Source organism: Kosakonia sp. (assembly GCF_032052965.1).
In the GTDB taxonomy this organism is placed as follows: domain Bacteria; phylum Pseudomonadota; class Gammaproteobacteria; order Enterobacterales; family Enterobacteriaceae; genus Kosakonia.
Window position 1 is genome coordinate 21739 of sequence record NZ_DAMBVN010000009.1, and the last position, 17318, is coordinate 39056.

Here is a 17318-nt window from a genome sequence, read left to right on the forward strand (position 1 = left end):
CTCAGATGGAGACAAATCAGAAAAATTCAATTTCACAAGGGATGAAAATTTTTCTGGCGTCGCGAAGCGGTGACTCAATTCACATATTATTAATTCTGATGTCACGGCGAAGATAATAAGTGATCAAGATTACGGCATTTCGCTATCATCAGCATATCATTCCGGGTATCCGGCCGATTAAGGGGATAATCGTCGGTCGGAAAAGACACATAACCATATTAATACTGTGGTTTTGGTGTATTCATTCGTAGCTTGAAAAAGAAGGTTCACATGTTAAACAACATTCGTATCGAAGAAGACTTGTTAGGTACCAGGGAAGTGCCAGCGGATGCCTACTACGGCGTGCATACTCTGAGAGCGATTGAAAACTTTTATATCAGCAACAGCAAAATCAGCGACATACCTGAATTTGTGCGTGGCATGGTAATGGTGAAAAAAGCGGCGGCGCTGGCGAATAAAGAGCTGCAAACCATCCCTAAAAGTATCGCGAACGCTATCGTTGCCGCATGTGATGAGGTCCTGAACAATGGCAAATGCATGGATCAGTTCCCGGTAGATGTTTACCAGGGCGGCGCAGGCACCTCCGTGAACATGAACACCAACGAAGTGTTGGCTAACATTGGCCTGGAGCTACTGGGTCACCAAAAAGGCGAATACCAGTTCCTTAACCCGAACGATCATGTGAACAAATGCCAGTCCACTAACGATGCCTACCCGACCGGTTTCCGCATTGCGGTCTATACCTCGGTGGTCAAGCTGGTCGACGCGATCAAACAGCTCGGCGAAGGCTTTGAAAATAAAGCCGTTGAGTTCAAAGATATCCTGAAAATGGGCCGCACCCAGTTACAAGACGCGGTACCGATGACGCTCGGTCAGGAGTTCCATGCTTTTAACGTGCTACTGAATGAAGAAACCAAAAACCTGCTGCGTACGTCAGAACTGCTGCTGGAAGTGAACCTCGGCGCGACCGCTATCGGCACCCGCCTCAATACGCCGGATGGCTACCAACAACTGGCGGTACAGAAACTGGCGGAAGTGAGCAACTTGCCGGTCGTCCCGGCGGAAGACCTGATTGAAGCCACCTCTGACTGCGGTGCATATGTCATGGTCCATAGTTCGCTGAAACGCCTGGCAGTGAAGCTCTCCAAAATCTGTAATGACCTGCGTCTGCTCTCCTCCGGTCCGCGCGCCGGGCTGAACGAAATCAACCTGCCGGAATTGCAGGCAGGCTCCTCCATCATGCCGGCCAAAGTGAACCCCGTGGTGCCGGAAGTCGTGAACCAGGTGTGCTTTAAAGTGATCGGTAACGACACCACCGTTACGATGGCCTCTGAAGCGGGCCAGTTGCAGCTTAACGTGATGGAGCCGGTTATCGGTCAGGCGATGTTTGAGTCAATCCATATCCTGACCAACGCCTGCTACAACCTGCTGGAAAAATGCATTAACGGCATTACCGCCAACAAAGAAGTGTGCGAAGGCTACGTCTACAACTCTATCGGCATCGTGACCTACCTCAACCCGTTTATCGGCCATCATAACGGCGATATCGTCGGCAAGATTTGCGCCGAAACCGGCAAGAGCGTGCGTGAAGTCGTGTTGGAGCGCGGTCTGCTGACCGAAGCGGAGCTGGACGATATTTTCTCCGCGCAGAACCTGATGCACCCGGCATATAAAGCGAAACGGTTTACCGATGAAAGCGAACAGTAACAGTAACCCCTACGGTTAACCCGATAAAAGGCACGTCCAATGCGACGTGCCTTTTCTTTTGGATGGTTACTAAAATATAACAAACCGATATCACTTAATTAAACAAGGAAGCCTGATTATGTTTGCTGCAGAACTTGTTCTCGTCCTGCTCGCGATTTATCTGGGAGCCAGACTTGGCGGCATCGGCATTGGTTTTGCCGGTGGATTCGGCGTGCTTGTGCTGACGCTCTTTTTTCAAATCAAACCCGGCGCAATCCCTTTTGATGTCATTGAAATCATTATGGCGGTCATCGCCGCTATCGCCGCGATGCAAGTGGCAGGCGGTATGGACTACCTGGTCAGTCTGGCGGAGCGCATGTTACGCCGTCATCCAAAATACATTACCTTTCTCGCGCCGCTGGTGACCTGGTTTATGACCATTCTGGCGGGAACAGGGCATACGGCATTTTCAACGCTGCCGGTGATCACCGAAGTCGCCAAAGAGCAAGGCATCCGCCCCTCCCGCCCGTTATCGATTGCCGTGGTAGCATCGCAAATTGCCATCACCGCCTCGCCCATTTCGGCGGCAGTAGTCTTTTTTGCCGGAATTCTTGAACCGCTGGGCGTAAGTTACCTGACGTTGCTGGCTATCTGTATTCCGGTCACGCTGATTGCCGTTATGATCACCGCAGTACTGTGTAACTTCCTCGGGTGCGAATTAAAAGATGATCCGGTTTACCAGGAACGTCTGGCCAAAGGCGAAGTGAAGCTGCGTGGTAGCCAGGTGTTTACGCTGAAGCCGCATGCCAGACGCTCGGTGATGCTGTTTCTGATTGGCATTATTGCAGTCATGCTGTATGCCACCGCGATTAGCCCGACTGTGGGGCTGATTGCCAACCCGGTGCTGCCGCGTAACGAAGCGATTGTGGTCTTTATGCTGACCATCGCCACACTGATCTGCCTGACCTGTAAAGTCGATACCGGCGAGATCCTTAACGCCGGTACCTTTAAGTCCGGAATGAGTGCCTGCGTCTGTGTACTGGGCGTAGCATGGCTCGGCGACACCTTTGTTAAGCATCATATTGAAGATATTCAAATGGTTGCTGGTGATTTGCTGCACAGCTACCCGTGGCTGCTGGCGGTGGTGCTGTTCTTCGCGGCGACACTGCTCTACTCTCAGGCGGCAACCACCAAAGCGTTGATGCCTGCGGCGCTGCTGCTTGGCGTGACACCGCTGACGGCCATCGCCTCGTTTGCTGCGGTCTCTGCGCTGTTCGTGCTGCCCACCTACCCGACTCTGCTGGCAGCAGTCGAAATGGATGACACCGGCTCAACACGCATCGGTAAATTTGTCTTTAACCACCCGTTCCTGATACCCGGCGTGATCGCCATTGCCCTGTGCGTGATCCTGGGCTTCGTGTTTGGCGGCATCCTGTTGTAAAAGTGCTTAAAATCGGGCCGCCTGGCGGCCCGATCCGTCTGCGCGTGGTATAGTCCTTGTTTTCGCTGATACGAGGTTGACGATGAACACGCCTGACGCTGTTGTTGTACTCTGTACCGCCCCGGATGAAGCCACCGCCCAGGAGCTGGCGGCAACAGTGCTGGCGGAGAAGCTCGCAGCCTGCGTCACTATTTTGCCCGGCGCAACCTCGCTCTATTACTGGGAAGGCAAGCTGGAACAAGAGTACGAAGTGCAACTGCTGTTGAAAACCGACGTCACGCATCTCGAAGATCTCTTCGCCAGCATCAAAGCTCATCACCCCTATCAAACCCCGGAATTACTGGCTCTACCCGTCACCCACGGAGATTACGACTACCTCACATGGCTCAACGCATCTTTACGCTGATCCTGCTGCTGTGCAGCACATCCGCCTTCGGTGGCCTCTTTGACGCGCCCGGTCGCTCTGACTTTGTGCCTGCAGACCAGGCCTTTGTCTTCGACTTTCAGCAACATCAGCATGATTTAACGCTTAACTGGCAGGTCAAAAAAGGCTACTACCTTTACCGCCAGCAGGTTCACATCACTCCGGCACAAGCCAGCATCGGCTCGCTTTCATTACCCAAAGGGGAGCAGCACAAAGATGAGTTTTACGGCGAAACGGAAATCTATCGCCAGCGGCTGATAGTACCGCTCACGGTGAATCAGGCGGCCAAAGGCGCAACACTCACCGTCACTTACCAGGGCTGCGCCGACGCCGGGTTCTGCTACCCGCCAGAAACTAAAGTGGTTCCGCTGATGGAGGTAGCGTCAGCGCAGGCAGCGCCGGTCCCCCCTGCCGAAAAGCAGAGCGCAGAGCGCGCGCCATTGCCCTTTTCTGCACTATGGGCGCTGTTGATCGGCATTGGCATCGCCTTTACCCCGTGCGTGCTGCCTATGTACCCACTGATTTCCGGTATCGTGCTGGGCGGTAAACAACGCCTCTCTACAGCACGTGCATTGCTGCTGGCGTTTGTCTACGTGCAGGGCATGGCGCTGACGTATACCGCGCTGGGGCTGATTGTCGCCGCTGCGGGATTATCGTTCCAGGCTGCGCTGCAACACCCCTATGTGTTGATCGGTCTGTCTGTGGTGTTTAGTTTGCTGGCGTTGTCGATGTTTGGCCTGTTTACACTGCAATTGCCCTCTGCTTTACAAACCCGCCTGACACTGTGGAGCAATCGCCAGCAAGGCGGCTCGCCAGGCGGCGTATTTGCCATGGGCGCGATTGCCGGGTTGATTTGTTCCCCCTGCACCACCGCGCCGCTCAGCGCTATCCTGCTGTATATCGCCCAAAGCGGTAATCTGTGGCTCGGTGGCGGCACGCTTTATCTTTACGCGCTGGGCATGGGCCTGCCGCTGATTCTGGTTACCGTTTTTGGCAACCGCCTGCTGCCGAAAAGCGGGCCGTGGATGGAGCAGGTCAAAATCGCCTTTGGCTTTGTGATCCTCGCGCTGCCTGTGTTCCTGCTGGAACGTGTACTCGGCGAGAACTGGGGCTTACGCTTGTGGTCGCTGTTAGGCGTGGCGTTTTTCGCCTGGGCGTTTATTACCAGTCTTGCCGCAAAACGCCCTCTGGTACGGGTACTGCAAATTGCGCTGCTCGGCGCTGCGCTGGTTTGCGCACGCCCGTTACAGGACTGGGCCTTTGGCACACCGGCTACGCAGCCCCGCACGCAGCTCCACTTCACGACGGTAAAAACCGTAGACGAGTTAAATCAGGCGCTGGCACAGGCTAACGGGCGACCCGTCATGCTGGATCTGTATGCTGAATGGTGTGTGGCCTGTAAAGAGTTTGAGAAATATACCTTTAGCGATCCGCAGGTGCAGGCGGCGCTGAAAAATACGCTGTTATTGCAGGCCGATGTTACCGCCAATAACGCCGGGGATGCCGCGCTGCTGCAGCATCTGAACGTACTCGGTCTGCCGACCATTCTGTTTTTCGATACGCAGGGGCAGGAGCAGCCCGCAGCCCGGGTGACCGGATTTATGGATGCCGCCGCCTTTACCTCGCATTTGCGCAATCAAGCCAGGTAAACAACACTTGATTGGGGTAATACGCTTCACATAACGGAGGAGAACGCCGTGCAACGCGAAGACGTTTTGAACCAAACTTTACAGTTGCTTGAGTTAAAAGGGATCGCAGAGACCTCGCTGGAGATGGTAGCCGAACGCATTGATTACCCCATTGATGAGTTCCGCCGTTTCTGGCCTGACAAAGAAGCTCTGCTGTATGACGCCCTGCGTTATCTGAGCCAGCAGGTGGATATCTGGCGCCGTCAGTTACTACTGAATGAAGAGCTGAGCAGCGAGCAGAAGCTGCTGGCGCGTTATGGCGCGCTGACTGAGTGCGTCAGCAATAATCGCTACCCCGGCTGCCTGTTTATTGCTGCCTGTACCTTCTTCCCGGACCCGGGCCACCCCATCCATCAACTGGCGGACCAGCAGAAAAAAGAGGCCCACGATTTCACCCATACACTGCTGAGCAAACTGGAAGTGGATGATCCGGCGATGGTGGCGAAACAGATGGAACTGGTACTGGAGGGCTGCCTGAGCAGGATGCTGGTGAACCGCAGCCAGGCGGATGTGGATACCGCGCAGCGGCTGGCGGAAGATATTCTGCGTTTTGCCCGTTGCCGCCAGGGCGGCGCACTGACGTAAACATCGGGAAACACTGCCCATTTAATGTGCCCCATTGCCCGGATAACTCAGTCACCAGAGCTGGGGATATTAAAAGTCCTCGTGTTGTTTAAAGAAAGACAACGCTGCAACCCGTATTTACAAGGCCTCGCTGCAAAGTGGGGCTTTTTCCTTTTATGGCTACGGTAGATTTCTGGTCGTTGCAATACGTTCCTTGTTTGCCAGATCCTTTGTCGTTTTCTTCGTTATTCTTTGCTTTTAAAGACATCTCTACCCTCTGGCAAGCCTCATTCTTACTTCTCAGCTACGGTCTTACCACAGTCAGTTACGGTTGCTCTCATTTATCACTGTTCATAATGATGCAAAAGCATGGGGAACGGGAGAATTAGCATTTAACCTTCATCTGCTGGTCTTAAATGGAATGCTGGCGCGGGGAAAATGGAAAGGAAACCAGACAGGCGGCTGAAAAAGATATGCGTTAAGCAGTTTAGTTTTACCCTCAGAATCGCCTCCCCAACAAAAGGATAAAACATGGATTGCTGATAAATTTTGGCAGGTGTAGAACCAGACAGCTGTCAGGGATTTGTGCAACAGCCTTCAAAATATATCCAACCATTAAACATAAACCAAGCCGACAGCTTTTTAAATGTAAAAGCAACAACGTGTGCTAACTAAACATAAAACAGAAAGCACGGGTTAAATTTATAAGATAACCGCTTTCTAAGTGGTTTTTCATACCCTTGATATGATTTTCAAATCAAACGGTTTTAATAAGGACTGTCTGAATCCTTGATTGTAATAGTATAGATTTTATCGAATTCGCTAGATTTTTGAAACATTGCCACATTGAAAAACCCCGAAACGCTAACTTTAATTACTCCTGTTTTAGTAGGCACCCCTCTAATTTGAAGGCAATTATTATCATATTTATCATTATCACAATAAGTCAAGTATAATCCCATATCACCTGGTGAAATACTACCTAATAACTCCCGATCACCATAAGAGTTTGTCAACGTAGCGACATTCCCACCAAAAATATTTATCTGCGCATAGTAAGATTGACCAACCAATCCATCATTAAGTTCGTTTATTTCTGGAGAAAATTCAGCATGTAATGTACATCCTGAAACAATTAACAAACAAAAAACAGCTAACGATTTCTTCATGCTATTTTAATGGTTTAAAAACCATCCCTCCAAAAAACCTGGAAACAAAGAAAGAAATATCTTTCTTATGTTTTATTTGATCGTAAACATTACCCCATGAGAATAAATTCAAATGCATATAACCGTTGGGATCCTGTGTTGCAGGACTCTCCCAAACAACCCAATGTGTTGGTACTGTTAGATTCGAGTCACTTCTACCTAAAAGTCCGTCATTAATTAATGTAATGACTTTGTATCCATTTTTTGCATATTCATTTAAATCCCGAATGCCTCGAATACCGGCCTGTACAGGGCCTACGTTACTGAACACTTTTTCATAACCGGCTTTTTCAAACCACTCCGTTAGTGTTTGCCACATAGTGATCCCCGCAACTGGAGAATCAAGAGTATCAAAACTTAAAACAGTATTCTCTGAATCTCTAAGCCCAGCCAATGTCATCCAGTCAAGACCTAATATCCTTGGCCGACCATTCTTTGTATAAAAAAAACCTGAAGGATGCTTACATCCTTCTCCAGGAGAAATTGTCAATGCACCTATTTTTGTCTTTCCATATCGCCAGAGTTCCCTGGCAGCCTGTGCATATACATCAGGGCGATCTATTTGGACACAGTAAAAAAATGCGGCAGGCCCACAAGCGCTTGCCGCATTTTGATCTGGAAAAGCATCTGGACAATGATTATATCTTTGATTTATTTGGTGTTCTATTATAACGTTTTCAAAAGGATCCAGAGGATCACCAATTGGATATTCTTTCGCAATAAATGGACGCTCGGGCACGGTGATTTGTATGAGTTTTGTTTCACCCCCCTGACTTTCAGGCTTCATTGTCCCTTTTGACTCAAAATAACAGGGGTTCTCACGCTTCACTGGAGACCTGGCGTTACCTGATGCAAATTCTTCAAGCGTGTACATTTTAGTAAAGGGTACAGGCGTCACGCAGTGTGTATGCAACATGGTTTTACGGTAAAGTCTGACTTCCATAATATAAATGGTGGAGAGAGGCTCATTTATATTTCCTGTCATGTGACTGTGCGTTTCGTAATTACTCTGAAAAGGATGTTGCTTCACATCAATCAGGGTATATTTATTCCTTTCAGAATCCATGCGATAAATGCACAGATCGTACAACAAACAATCGGTCGGAACATTAGAATTTATACGGGTACTAAGATGATACACAGCCATAATTAATCCATTAATATATGCAGTTTAATATTTTCAGCAGATTCAGCAAAATGCCATTCTGCGATTCCCTCGTTATCCGTGCTCCCCTTCTCTGTGTGACCATCCGGGAACATCAGCACATACCGACAGGCGATTATCATTCTGCCATCATCATAATCAGCACACTGAAGAAGTGTGTGATGTGAAGAAAGTTGTTCTGCAGGCTGGCTCTGCGCACAGATAATTTTTGCCGTTAACGGATTGTCTGCAGCAATGGCATCGTTCGTTCCATCGGCACCGTACTGCTGCACCAAAGAAAACCACCGCTCTCCCCTGCGTATTGCTCTGCCAGAGATCGCCTGAAACAATGACACCGGGCTTACCACATCCTGGGCCGGGCGAAATTTTTATCTCCCACCCGGAGCTTTCGCCTTCCGTTTACTGACCAGCCCTGACTCCCGGCATAACAGACAGCTCATGTTGATGTTTTATCACCAACCAGCCCGGAGTTTGTGTCATCTACACCGCTCTAACGATTGTCGGACAGTCGTTTTCCTCAGTCGGTAAGAATATGCATACTGACATCGTCTGCCGATTCGGCATAATGCCACCCTGTAATCCCATGCTCATCAGTAACGCCATCTTCAGAACGTCCGTCCGGGAAAATCAAGGTGTAACGACAACCAGCCATCAGGTGTTCATCGTCATCGGTACACTGAAAGCGAATACAGTTCCTGACGCTGGAACCCTGATCCTGCTGCGCAGACAGGGGGGCCTGGCTCGTATTGCGGGAAGCAAGGGTTCCCGGCATCGTACGGGTATACTGTGTGGCAGAGCCGAAAACATAGTGCTCCGGGCAGCGACATAACACTCTGTCACCTGTGGCAGCATACGTTTTGCCTTCTTCTGCCCAGTCTTGTGCAGAGGCAAGAATATCAAAACACCCGTTACATTTGCTGCAAGAAGCCTTGTCGCCAGTTCTGGCTATTGCTTTATTACCCTCAAACCAAGCCGCTGTAGCGGAAATGATTTGCCCATAACTCGTTTTGTCACCAAGGCAGGCCAGTGCCCTTGCCATCATTAATCCCTTAATAGAAAGTTAGGTTTGAGCATATCCATGCATTTACCAAGGTAATTGTCTTTTAGTTAACCAGCAATAACAAGCCTTTTGCTACCTACAGTTCATTGATAAATCGTCGACTTCCAGTAACTAAACCAAACGCCAGAAATCATATGAAAGTCTTTCAGCAGAACCCTGTTCTTCAATGTCGAAGAGTTTTGGCAGAAGCAAATAGACTAATATTTGAGCTGTTTCACTGTTTTTTGCCGAAAAAACACGCTCCTGAACGATGCAATGAAGATTTTGCATTGACGAGGCCAAGGTAATCCAGTTTAATACGCCCCGTTGCCCGGATAGCTCAGTCGGTAGAGCAGGGGATTGAAAATCCCCGTGTCCTTGGTTCGATTCCGAGTCCGGGCACCACTATTCAGAGCCTGTTCGTTAAGAGATGAAATCCTTAACGGGCATGACAGTAGTCCCCAGCATGATGAAGGTACTTTGCTTACCACATCATTGTTGAACGCGGGACTTAAATCCGGAGGATACTCTAGTATCGTCCGGATTTCTTATGCACATAAAATGACCACGGAGAAGGTATTTCCTCTCAGATGATTCCTGGGTCAATCTTCTGTAAATAAACTGCCCATAAGTTCTCCTCTTTTTGATCCCTTCCGGCTGTATTTCACTTAATTCACTGGTTTAAGCTGCCTCCATCTGTTCCGGCATCTTCCTCACTTTATTCAGATCCGTTTCTACGTACTTTAGTGTTACTGTCGGCGTTGAATGTCCAAGAAGCTCCTGTGCCATTTTGATATTACGATCCGGCATGCTCATCAAATTCGTGTCAATCGTATGTCTGAAACGATGCAGGCTAACACTAAATCCACGCTCTTTTGAAAGACGCCGGAAAAAAGCGCACAGCGGAGGATGATCCATGTTGTCCGAGGTTTCTTTCAGTGCCCCCGTAAAACGCGAAATATTGAAAAGCTGGTCGCCCGGACCGGCAACATGTTCAACAGATTTGTTATAAAGAAATTCGAGACATGGTCGCAATTTCGCCGTGACAGGGTCCCTGTGCTGCTTATGATTTTGGAGCCTTAAGGCCTCAGGCTTATCCAGCCCTTTTCCAATTCAACATCCCGAAGACGAATATGAAGCATCTGATTCTGCCTCATGCCAGTCCTCTGTAGTGCATCCAGTATCGTGAGCCAGAACCATGCTGGCATGAGGGCATAGCGCTGCTTCTCTTTGTTCCATCAGCAGGTGAGAATCACCGAAAGGTGCAAGTGAAATAGCTTTGCCTGGCTTGATACTGACCCGGTTGCTGAACTGGCGGGAGATCTGCCAGAACCTGCCCGGTATAGCAGGACATCAGCCTCATACTGTTGCAACATTGCCGGAAAGCGTTCACAGGAATCGATTTCATAGAGACATATCCTTAACTGAAGAAGAAAAAAGCGTCACGAGGATGGGCACAACGAGGCGTATTGCAAGTTCGGTTAACGGCGCATGCTCACTGAGCGGGAACCGAGTCCGCGATAGGCCTGTACAATGGCCCAGGCAGCAAAAAGGAAGATGACGATGGCTAACGCACCAAGAATGAGGATATTTAACTGCTCGGGCGTCAGGGAAGAAACTGTCCCGGCGCTCCAGCCATTCTGTTGTTGGCCATTCATCGCCATGACGGTTCCTCGGCACGGTATTGCCCGGCAACGGATGCCGGTACGGCTGGCTTCGCCCGGGATGGTTCAAGGTAGGTTGAAATACCCTGCTTCATCGTCGAAATATCGCGGGTCGCCTGCAGAAAATCAAAATAAAACCGGTCATTCTGATTCTGGTTGGCAACCACACAGGCCAGCCTGAACCTGATCCAGTTGCCTCATAACCAGCGCCAGTTCGTCTTTCTCGGAAGCGTTGCACTGAAAAACTGGCAGAATAGCCAGTATCAGCACACAGGTTATTTTTAAATGCTGCATCTATAGCTCTCTCCTTTAACGTTCGTCGTGAGAGTGACGCAAAGCAGAAGTTCAGACAGCATGAAACTCTTTGCGCGTCATCGATAAAAAAGTCGGAGAAATCCTAGGGAATGCGGCATAAACAAAGAGGTTAATATCTCTTAATGGTTGTTTCCAAAGTAATTAAAACAGCCAGTCAGAGACGAATCAAACAACTACGGTCAGGGTCAAAAAACTCTCCGCCACATGAACATACGGGATTCGGCAGAAAGATGCCCGTTTTTTTACGCGATGAAGGATTATGTATGACGTGGGTGTATGAACAAAGCACCGGTAATTTAAGCCACAATGGCAAATTTATAGGCAAGGGTTACGCAGGAAAAGGCACGGGAAAAAACAATGCACAGATGGAAGGGACTCCTGACATGGGTCCTCTACCAAAAGGTAAATATTCAATTACAGGTCATCCCTTTCATCACCCCCATACCGGTGCGTACTCGCTTAGGTTGCATCCAAATGCTGAAAATACCATGTATGGACGCTCTGGCTTCCTGATTCATGGTGATAGCGTAAAGCATCCCGGTACAGCTTCTAATGGTTGTATCATTCTGCCGCTGTTTATTCGCCAGAAAATCTGGAGCAGCGGAGATAAGTCACTTGAGGTTGTAAAATGAACAAATACATCATAGGCCTGATATCTTTATTCCCGCTCGCTGCCATTGCAGCGTCTCCGGATTGTCATTCATGGCCAATGAATATGGCTGAAGCCTGGATGAAGAATGCCGGCATCGTTGACATCGCAAATCTGGATGAATCGAAAACGGAAATAAAACGACTGGCATCAGAAAAAAAGGGAAAGGACCTCTACACTCAAGTTTATCACTTTGTCTTCCATGATAAATCAGGCAGTCGCTATGAAGTTATCACCCAAAGCGATGCATCCAGTACTGAGTGTTCTATAAGCGAAGTGAACAGTTTTTTGGTATCAAAAAAAGACATCACTCACTGAATTGTCTCTGATACAAAGACATTTGACCTACAAAACCATTAACGTAAAAGTATCGTTACTGGTTGTACTAAAAAAGCCCGCGGCATATCCCGCGGGCCAGGCAAAACGCCCAAATCTGACAGAATAAAAATCCTTATAAATATTTTTTAAATGTCGAAGTCACGATTGTCAGAACACCACCAATTAACAGCGCAGAGGGCACTATCAGAAGATTTGTCCATACAGCAGTTGGCCAGGCCAGATAAAGCATGCAGGGACCATAGAGCGCGGGTTTGATTAAACGTTTGGCGTGGTGATAAACGAAACTCGAGTCATAACCTGCTCCGTAACGGCGTAGATCGCGCCTGACCAGGCCTTCCACGATACCGGTGATCGCAACCAGCCCGAAAAGCGGCAGGCTCAAGAACAGAATCTGCACGCGAATAAAGAAAATCAGCGTGACCCAGACCGTAGCCTGCAGATATTCACCGAGCCAGTTCGCGAGCGTGGCACCGGAGCCATTGAGAGCCGGAAGAATACCCGTGCCTTGTTGGTTTTTCAGCCGGAATGACTGTAACCAGTTGTTGAATCCACTGTCGATAAACAACCATTGCCGGGCGGTATGCACCCACCGGCTGGCGGTTTCAACCGGTGCCGACATCAAAAGGCTCTGTGTATATCCTTCTGCCAGCCGATAACCAGCATATGCCCTAATTCACTTCTCGCCGGTAGACTGGAACCCGTCGTGTTGTACCGGTCAGGTTATCGAAGACATCGACTTCTGCAGTGGCAATGCGCAGGCCGGATTTTCTGAGCCGCTGTATATCAGCGGCGATACGCTGGCTACCAAACCAGAACAAGGCATCCAGCGCGGTGACTGGTAATCCCTGCTCCAGCGCCAGTTTCAGGCGTTCGCGTGGCGCGCGTACCTCTTTAGCGATTTGCTGGTAAGGTGCCGCAGTCGTTCCTGAGGCATCAACCCGCCGGATTCGGGTCGACAGACGGTACTGGAAGGCATCCGGGACATCGCTCAGCGTGTTTTTCAGGCTGTACACGCAGCCAAAGCGCTTACCGTTGAAGATGACGTTTTTCTGGCTGATTTGCAGTTCATCGCGCAGGCTGGCAATCAATTGCGGTGCTCTGATCAACAACAAACGGAAGGGCAATTCAAAGCTGGTTACGTAATCCACATTCAGTAATGCAATCCGTAACCGCTCTTCCGCTCCGGCGTGCTGTTGCAGGCACTCTTGCGCTACCTCCGCCCACTGCTGCGTCAGACGCGGTGTTTCAGCGGCTTCCGCAAAGCTGTATTTTTCAATTTGATAATCAATGCGTTCACTCACGCTGAGTGCCCCTCTGCTCGCTTATCCGTACCGGTTGTTTACTGTACCAACACTCGAATATAACCGGAAGATAGCGCGCGGAGAGAAAACAGAAGCCAACCAGACAGGCTACATTTACCGGCACATTGGTGTTTTAGCCAGCAACCCCGGCCACAGCGCGGCCCAGTCACTGCCATGCTTCATGCCCGACACCGTCTCAATTTGTGCACAGCGAGCCCCCGTCGCCTGTTGAAAACGCACCGCCACCGCCTGCGGCACCGTCGCGTCTTCACTACCGCTAAAGTGGATTTGTGGCACGCTGGCCAGCTTCGCTGCAACATCTATCGCGCTCATCGCATCCGGCATTGGCGTAACCTGATGGATCTGATTAACGTAAGCGACATCAAGATTCCCCGCCACGGTGCGCAGAGATCGCACATCGTGGCGCCGTGCCGCCAGTTGCGCAGCAATATTCGCCCCGCCGGAGTAGCCCACCAGTTCGAGCTCAACGCCCGGCATACGGCTAACAACGCGTGTCAGGGCTTCATCCATCGCATCGATTACCACGGGCGAAAAGCGCTGATCGGTCCACCACTTCACCGAACAATCAGCAGGCAGCGGTGGGCCAATGAACTGGCACGGTCGCGCCAGGTAGAGCACGTTGGGCGAGGGATCGGCGGCGGCCAGCTTCAGCCCAACGGGGTTATGCGGCGTGGGATCGCGGGAAGGTTGCGTACGGCTCACCCAGGCAAAACCGTCTCCTTCTATATAGACGCGCAGCACTTTCGCCTGCGGTGACGTTTTACTTAGGGCGCTTAACAGAAACGTTTTTGTTTGCAATGCTTCCTGGGTAAAACCGGCATGTTGAGTCAACTCAACGGCAGAAGTTCGCGCATCGTGCTCGGCGCATCCGGAGAAGCAAAAGACCAACGCAATCAAAGTCCCGGCGAGAAACTGTTTATCGTTCCTAATCATTATCTGTCTCTTTATTAGCAGGTTACGTGTTTTATTTCGCCGTTGAATCGCGTCGCAATTAAGAAATAATTAAGCAGGACTTATTGTTTTTTGCAACCGGATGTATATTCTGCGCATAAATATCATTAGGAAAAATCTTAATGGTATTTACACGCGATCTGTAAAGCATCACGCCTCTATCTCAACGGTAAATCATGACAAAATCACGCCTTAACCAGCATGGGTCTTTGCTGGTGGCTATTACCTCTGCGCAAGGATTGCTCGCCCCCTACGCTCACGCGGTTCCAACAAGCGAAACAATCAGCACAGCGGTAACATCCGGGCGCGTATATACCACAGGTTTTGACACACTGGAGATTACCTCTCAGGGCACATTGACTGCAGCCAGCAACACCGCAGCGCTACAGATAGCCTCTTCCGGCAATCTGGCCTCGCTGGCTAACCACGGACTCCTGTTCGCCACGGGCAATTTCGGCGTGGTGAGCACCGGCACTCTCGGCACCCTAACGAATACGGGCATGATTAACGCGCCAGGCTTTAGCGGTATTTACCTTGATTTAGGCAGTGCCACCAGCGCCATTATTAACAGCGGGACTATCGGTAATACCAGTAGCAACAGCTATGTCGGCTCCGGGATCACCACCGCTGGCGTGCTGGGTACCCTGACTAACACTGCCAGTGGCGTTATCAGCGGCCGCACCGGGGTCTATAACCGGGGTACACTCACTCTGCTGAATAACGCAGGCACAATCACCAATCAGAACAACCTTGGTGTCAGCGATCTCGGTGCGATTTTTAATAATGCTGGCACCATTACAACACTCGTGAACACCGGCACAGTGATTTATGACCATACCGGCACCAATCAGACCGGCGGTGCAGCAGTGCGTAACTTAGGCGTGATCGGCGAGCTGACAAACGCCGGTACGATCCTCAGCGATACCTTTGGTATTCGCAGTGATGACTTTATGAGTACGATCGGCACGATCACCAACAGCGGGTTAATTCAGGCCCCGCAGGCGATTTCGCTGGAAAATTACTTTGCCGCCTCAGAGCCAACGTTGATTAACAGCGGAACCATCGCAGGGGATATTGCTAACCTCACCAATCTGCCGTTCACGATCACAGGTGGGACAGTGACCACCGGTACACTGACAGGCTATGCAAATAGCATCGGTACGCTGCAGACCAACGGCAATGCCCTGACCTTCGCATCAGGATCGCTGCTGCTGAATGACAACATCACCTCACACAATGCGACCATTCTCAACGATGCCGCACAACTGCGGGTGGTGAACCCGATAACGATAACGGGCAACTACCATCAAAACGCCGCCGCAACGTTGCTCCTCGGTGTGGCTGATGGCACCAGTGCCGCCGGCAGTACCCAGAGCGATTACGGTTATGGCCGACTAATCATCAACGGTACCGCCACGCTCGACCAGGGCTCTCATATCTCCCTGGCACGCACGGGCAACACTTACCAGTTTGCGCCGGGCCAGCGTTATGTGGTTATCGACGCCAGCAGCACCGGTACGAATTACAACGCCAGCACACTGAATTACAACGCCGCGGGTTACACAGGCGCAGTATCAGGCACAACAGTCAATGACGGAAGCCGCAGCGCCCTGGTCGTCAGCCTGGCGCGCACCGAGCCTGACGTGACCACTCGCCCGACACCGGGAACTGTCACACCACCGGAACGTGGTCGGGCGACCCGGCCTGGTGCCGCCGCCGCGCTGGGTGGCCTCGGCAATTATGCTGGGATCTCGCCGCAGTTGCTGGAGCTGTACAACGCCTCGCTGGCCATTACTCATACCCAGGAAGCGAACCGTGTCGGCGAAGGGCTCTCCTCCAGCCAGAACATTAACGCCAGTGCGGCGACCGCCACGGCAATTAACAAAGCAATGACTGTCGTTGCCACGCATATGAACAGCGTGCGCAACCCGCACACTGCAGGCGCAAGCGGCGTTGCAACAGGAGATGACTACAGCAGCAACTGGATCTTATGGGGTCAACCGTTTGGTGGGTTTGCCCATCAGGGAACCACTGACAGCGTCAGCGGTTATCATGCAAAATTCGGCGGGATACTGCTTGGCGCGGATCGGGCGCTGGGAAGCCGCTGGCGCGCGGGCGCAGCCGTCAACATCAGTAATACATCGGTACACGGTCAGGACAGCCTGAAGGGCAGCACCTCCACGGCAGATAACTACGGGGTGATTGGCTATGCAGCCTACAGTGGGGAACCCTGGTATCTGAACCTTTCTGCTGGCCTGAACCGCCAGAATTATCACTCGCGGCGCCAGGTGGACTTTACCGGTTTTTCAGGCACCGCACAGAGCACGTTCAATGGTCAGTCCGTTACGCTGCAAAGTGAAGCTGGCTATCCGTTTACTCTGCCGCATGAAGTGGTGCTGACCCCGTTGGCGAGTTTCACTTATGGCTATCAGCACATTGAGGGTTACCAGGAGACAGGCGGTAACGGTATGGCGCTGAACGTGGGCAGTACCCATGGGAAGTCGCTGCAAAGCGATATTGGTCTGCGTGTAGAAAAGAGCGTAGCAACGCGACTCGGCAACCTGACGCCGTTCGCACAAATTACCTGGCTGCACCAGTATGGCAACCGTCAGATGAGCAGCACGGCGAATTACGCGGCAGACACCGTTGGCGAGACGCAATTCACGACCAAAGGTGCGTCACCGGTAAAAGATATGGCGGGTGTCGCCATCGGCAGCACGCTGTATGAAGCCAACGATATGAGTCTGGATGCCCGTTACGATTTACAGGCAGGCCAGCAATATCAGGCCCATACTTTTAGTCTGCGCTTACGAAAAACATTCTAACGAACATCGCAACGGGGGCCGCTACGGCCCCCGTTTTT

General features: G+C 50.9%; 16 protein-coding genes, 1 tRNA gene and 2 pseudogenes. 9 read left to right on the forward strand and 10 right to left on the reverse strand.

Annotated features, from left to right (window positions below; all coding sequences use genetic code 11):
* The first annotated feature begins 270 nt into the window (after positions 1–270).
* The 5 genes from aspA (at position 271) to RTX30_RS12655 (ending at position 5824) form a co-directional block, all read left to right on the forward strand.
* Positions 271–1707 (forward strand): aspartate ammonia-lyase, encoded by a 1437-nt coding sequence (gene aspA, locus RTX30_RS12635; RefSeq protein ID WP_312690254.1) that lies wholly within the window; start codon positions 271–273, stop codon positions 1705–1707.
* A gap of 118 nt (positions 1708–1825) precedes the next feature.
* Positions 1826–3127: an anaerobic C4-dicarboxylate transporter gene (locus tag RTX30_RS12640; RefSeq protein WP_312690256.1), complete on the forward strand. Its 1302-nt coding sequence runs from the start codon at positions 1826–1828 to the stop codon at positions 3125–3127.
* Between the two features lie 82 nt (positions 3128–3209).
* Entirely contained in the window at positions 3210–3533 is a 324-nt protein-coding gene (gene cutA / locus RTX30_RS12645) for a divalent cation tolerance protein CutA (protein ID WP_312690258.1), read from the forward strand.
* Positions 3509–5200, forward strand: a complete 1692-nt coding sequence (locus RTX30_RS12650) for a protein-disulfide reductase DsbD (protein ID WP_312690260.1) — start codon at positions 3509–3511, stop codon at positions 5198–5200. Before cutA ends, RTX30_RS12650 begins: the two co-directional genes overlap by 25 nt.
* Positions 5201–5248: 48 nt before the next feature.
* Positions 5249–5824, forward strand: a complete 576-nt coding sequence (locus RTX30_RS12655; protein ID WP_312690261.1) for a transcriptional regulator — start codon at positions 5249–5251, stop codon at positions 5822–5824.
* A 746-nt stretch (positions 5825–6570) separates the two neighbouring features.
* On the opposite strand, the gene RTX30_RS12660 is transcribed toward RTX30_RS12655, so the two are convergent.
* From RTX30_RS12660 to RTX30_RS12675, 4 genes are all read right to left on the reverse strand, one after another.
* Positions 6571–6972: a hypothetical protein gene (locus tag RTX30_RS12660; protein ID WP_312690262.1), complete on the reverse strand. Its 402-nt coding sequence runs from the start codon at positions 6970–6972 to the stop codon at positions 6571–6573.
* Between the two features lies 1 nt (position 6973).
* Entirely contained in the window at positions 6974–8158 is a 1185-nt protein-coding gene (locus RTX30_RS12665) for a hypothetical protein (protein ID WP_312690264.1), read from the reverse strand.
* Between the two features lie 2 nt (positions 8159–8160).
* Entirely contained in the window at positions 8161–8511 is a 351-nt protein-coding gene (locus tag RTX30_RS12670) for a hypothetical protein (protein WP_312690266.1), read from the reverse strand.
* 182 nt (positions 8512–8693) lie between these two features.
* Positions 8694–9218 (reverse strand): PAAR domain-containing protein, encoded by a 525-nt coding sequence (locus RTX30_RS12675; protein ID WP_312690267.1) that lies wholly within the window; start codon positions 9216–9218, stop codon positions 8694–8696.
* Positions 9219–9544: 326 nt separating this feature from the next.
* Between RTX30_RS12675 and RTX30_RS12680 the strand changes: the two genes are divergently transcribed.
* Positions 9545–9620, forward strand: a tRNA-Phe gene (locus RTX30_RS12680).
* A 276-nt stretch (positions 9621–9896) separates the two neighbouring features.
* Here the strand turns inward: RTX30_RS12680 and RTX30_RS22385 are convergent.
* The 3 genes and pseudogenes from RTX30_RS22385 to RTX30_RS12690 all read right to left on the reverse strand — a co-directional run bounded on the left by RTX30_RS22385 (position 9897) and on the right by RTX30_RS12690 (position 11173).
* Positions 9897–10250 carry a site-specific integrase gene (locus tag RTX30_RS22385; RefSeq protein ID WP_409429816.1) on the reverse strand — a complete coding sequence of 118 codons (354 nt, stop codon included), beginning with the start codon at positions 10248–10250 and terminating at the stop codon, positions 9897–9899.
* A 446-nt stretch (positions 10251–10696) separates the two neighbouring features.
* The gene (locus RTX30_RS12685; RefSeq protein WP_409429817.1) at positions 10697–10879 is read right to left on the reverse strand and encodes a TIGR03758 family integrating conjugative element protein; all 183 of its coding nucleotides are present in this window, start codon (positions 10877–10879) and stop codon (positions 10697–10699) included.
* Positions 10870–11173 (reverse strand): annotated as a pseudogene (locus tag RTX30_RS12690) (RAQPRD family integrative conjugative element protein). The gene RTX30_RS12685 and the pseudogene RTX30_RS12690 overlap by 10 nt, the downstream one beginning before the upstream one ends.
* Positions 11174–11457: 284 nt before the next feature.
* Here RTX30_RS12690 and RTX30_RS12695 point away from each other — a divergent pair.
* Positions 11458–11826 (forward strand): tlde1 domain-containing protein, encoded by a 369-nt coding sequence (locus RTX30_RS12695; protein ID WP_312690269.1) that lies wholly within the window; start codon positions 11458–11460, stop codon positions 11824–11826.
* On the forward strand, positions 11823–12161 hold the full coding sequence (locus RTX30_RS12700) for a hypothetical protein (RefSeq protein WP_312690271.1): 339 nt from the start codon (positions 11823–11825) through the stop codon (positions 12159–12161). Before RTX30_RS12695 ends, RTX30_RS12700 begins: the two co-directional genes overlap by 4 nt.
* A gap of 133 nt (positions 12162–12294) precedes the next feature.
* On the opposite strand, the pseudogene RTX30_RS12705 reads toward RTX30_RS12700, so the two are convergent.
* From RTX30_RS12705 to RTX30_RS12715, 3 genes and pseudogenes are all read right to left on the reverse strand, one after another.
* Positions 12295–12831: pseudogene (locus tag RTX30_RS12705) on the reverse strand (TIGR03747 family integrating conjugative element membrane protein); the annotation flags it as partial.
* A 19-nt stretch (positions 12832–12850) separates the two neighbouring features.
* Positions 12851–13483: a helix-turn-helix domain-containing protein gene (locus RTX30_RS12710; protein ID WP_312690273.1), complete on the reverse strand. Its 633-nt coding sequence runs from the start codon at positions 13481–13483 to the stop codon at positions 12851–12853.
* Between the two features lie 114 nt (positions 13484–13597).
* A complete protein-coding gene (locus RTX30_RS12715) occupies positions 13598–14437 on the reverse strand; it encodes an alpha/beta hydrolase (RefSeq protein WP_312690275.1) in 840 nt (279 codons plus the stop codon).
* A 194-nt stretch (positions 14438–14631) separates the two neighbouring features.
* On the opposite strand from RTX30_RS12715, the gene RTX30_RS12720 reads away from it, so the two are divergent.
* Positions 14632–17280 (forward strand): autotransporter domain-containing protein, encoded by a 2649-nt coding sequence (locus RTX30_RS12720; RefSeq protein ID WP_312690277.1) that lies wholly within the window; start codon positions 14632–14634, stop codon positions 17278–17280.
* Positions 17281–17318 lie beyond the last annotated feature (38 nt).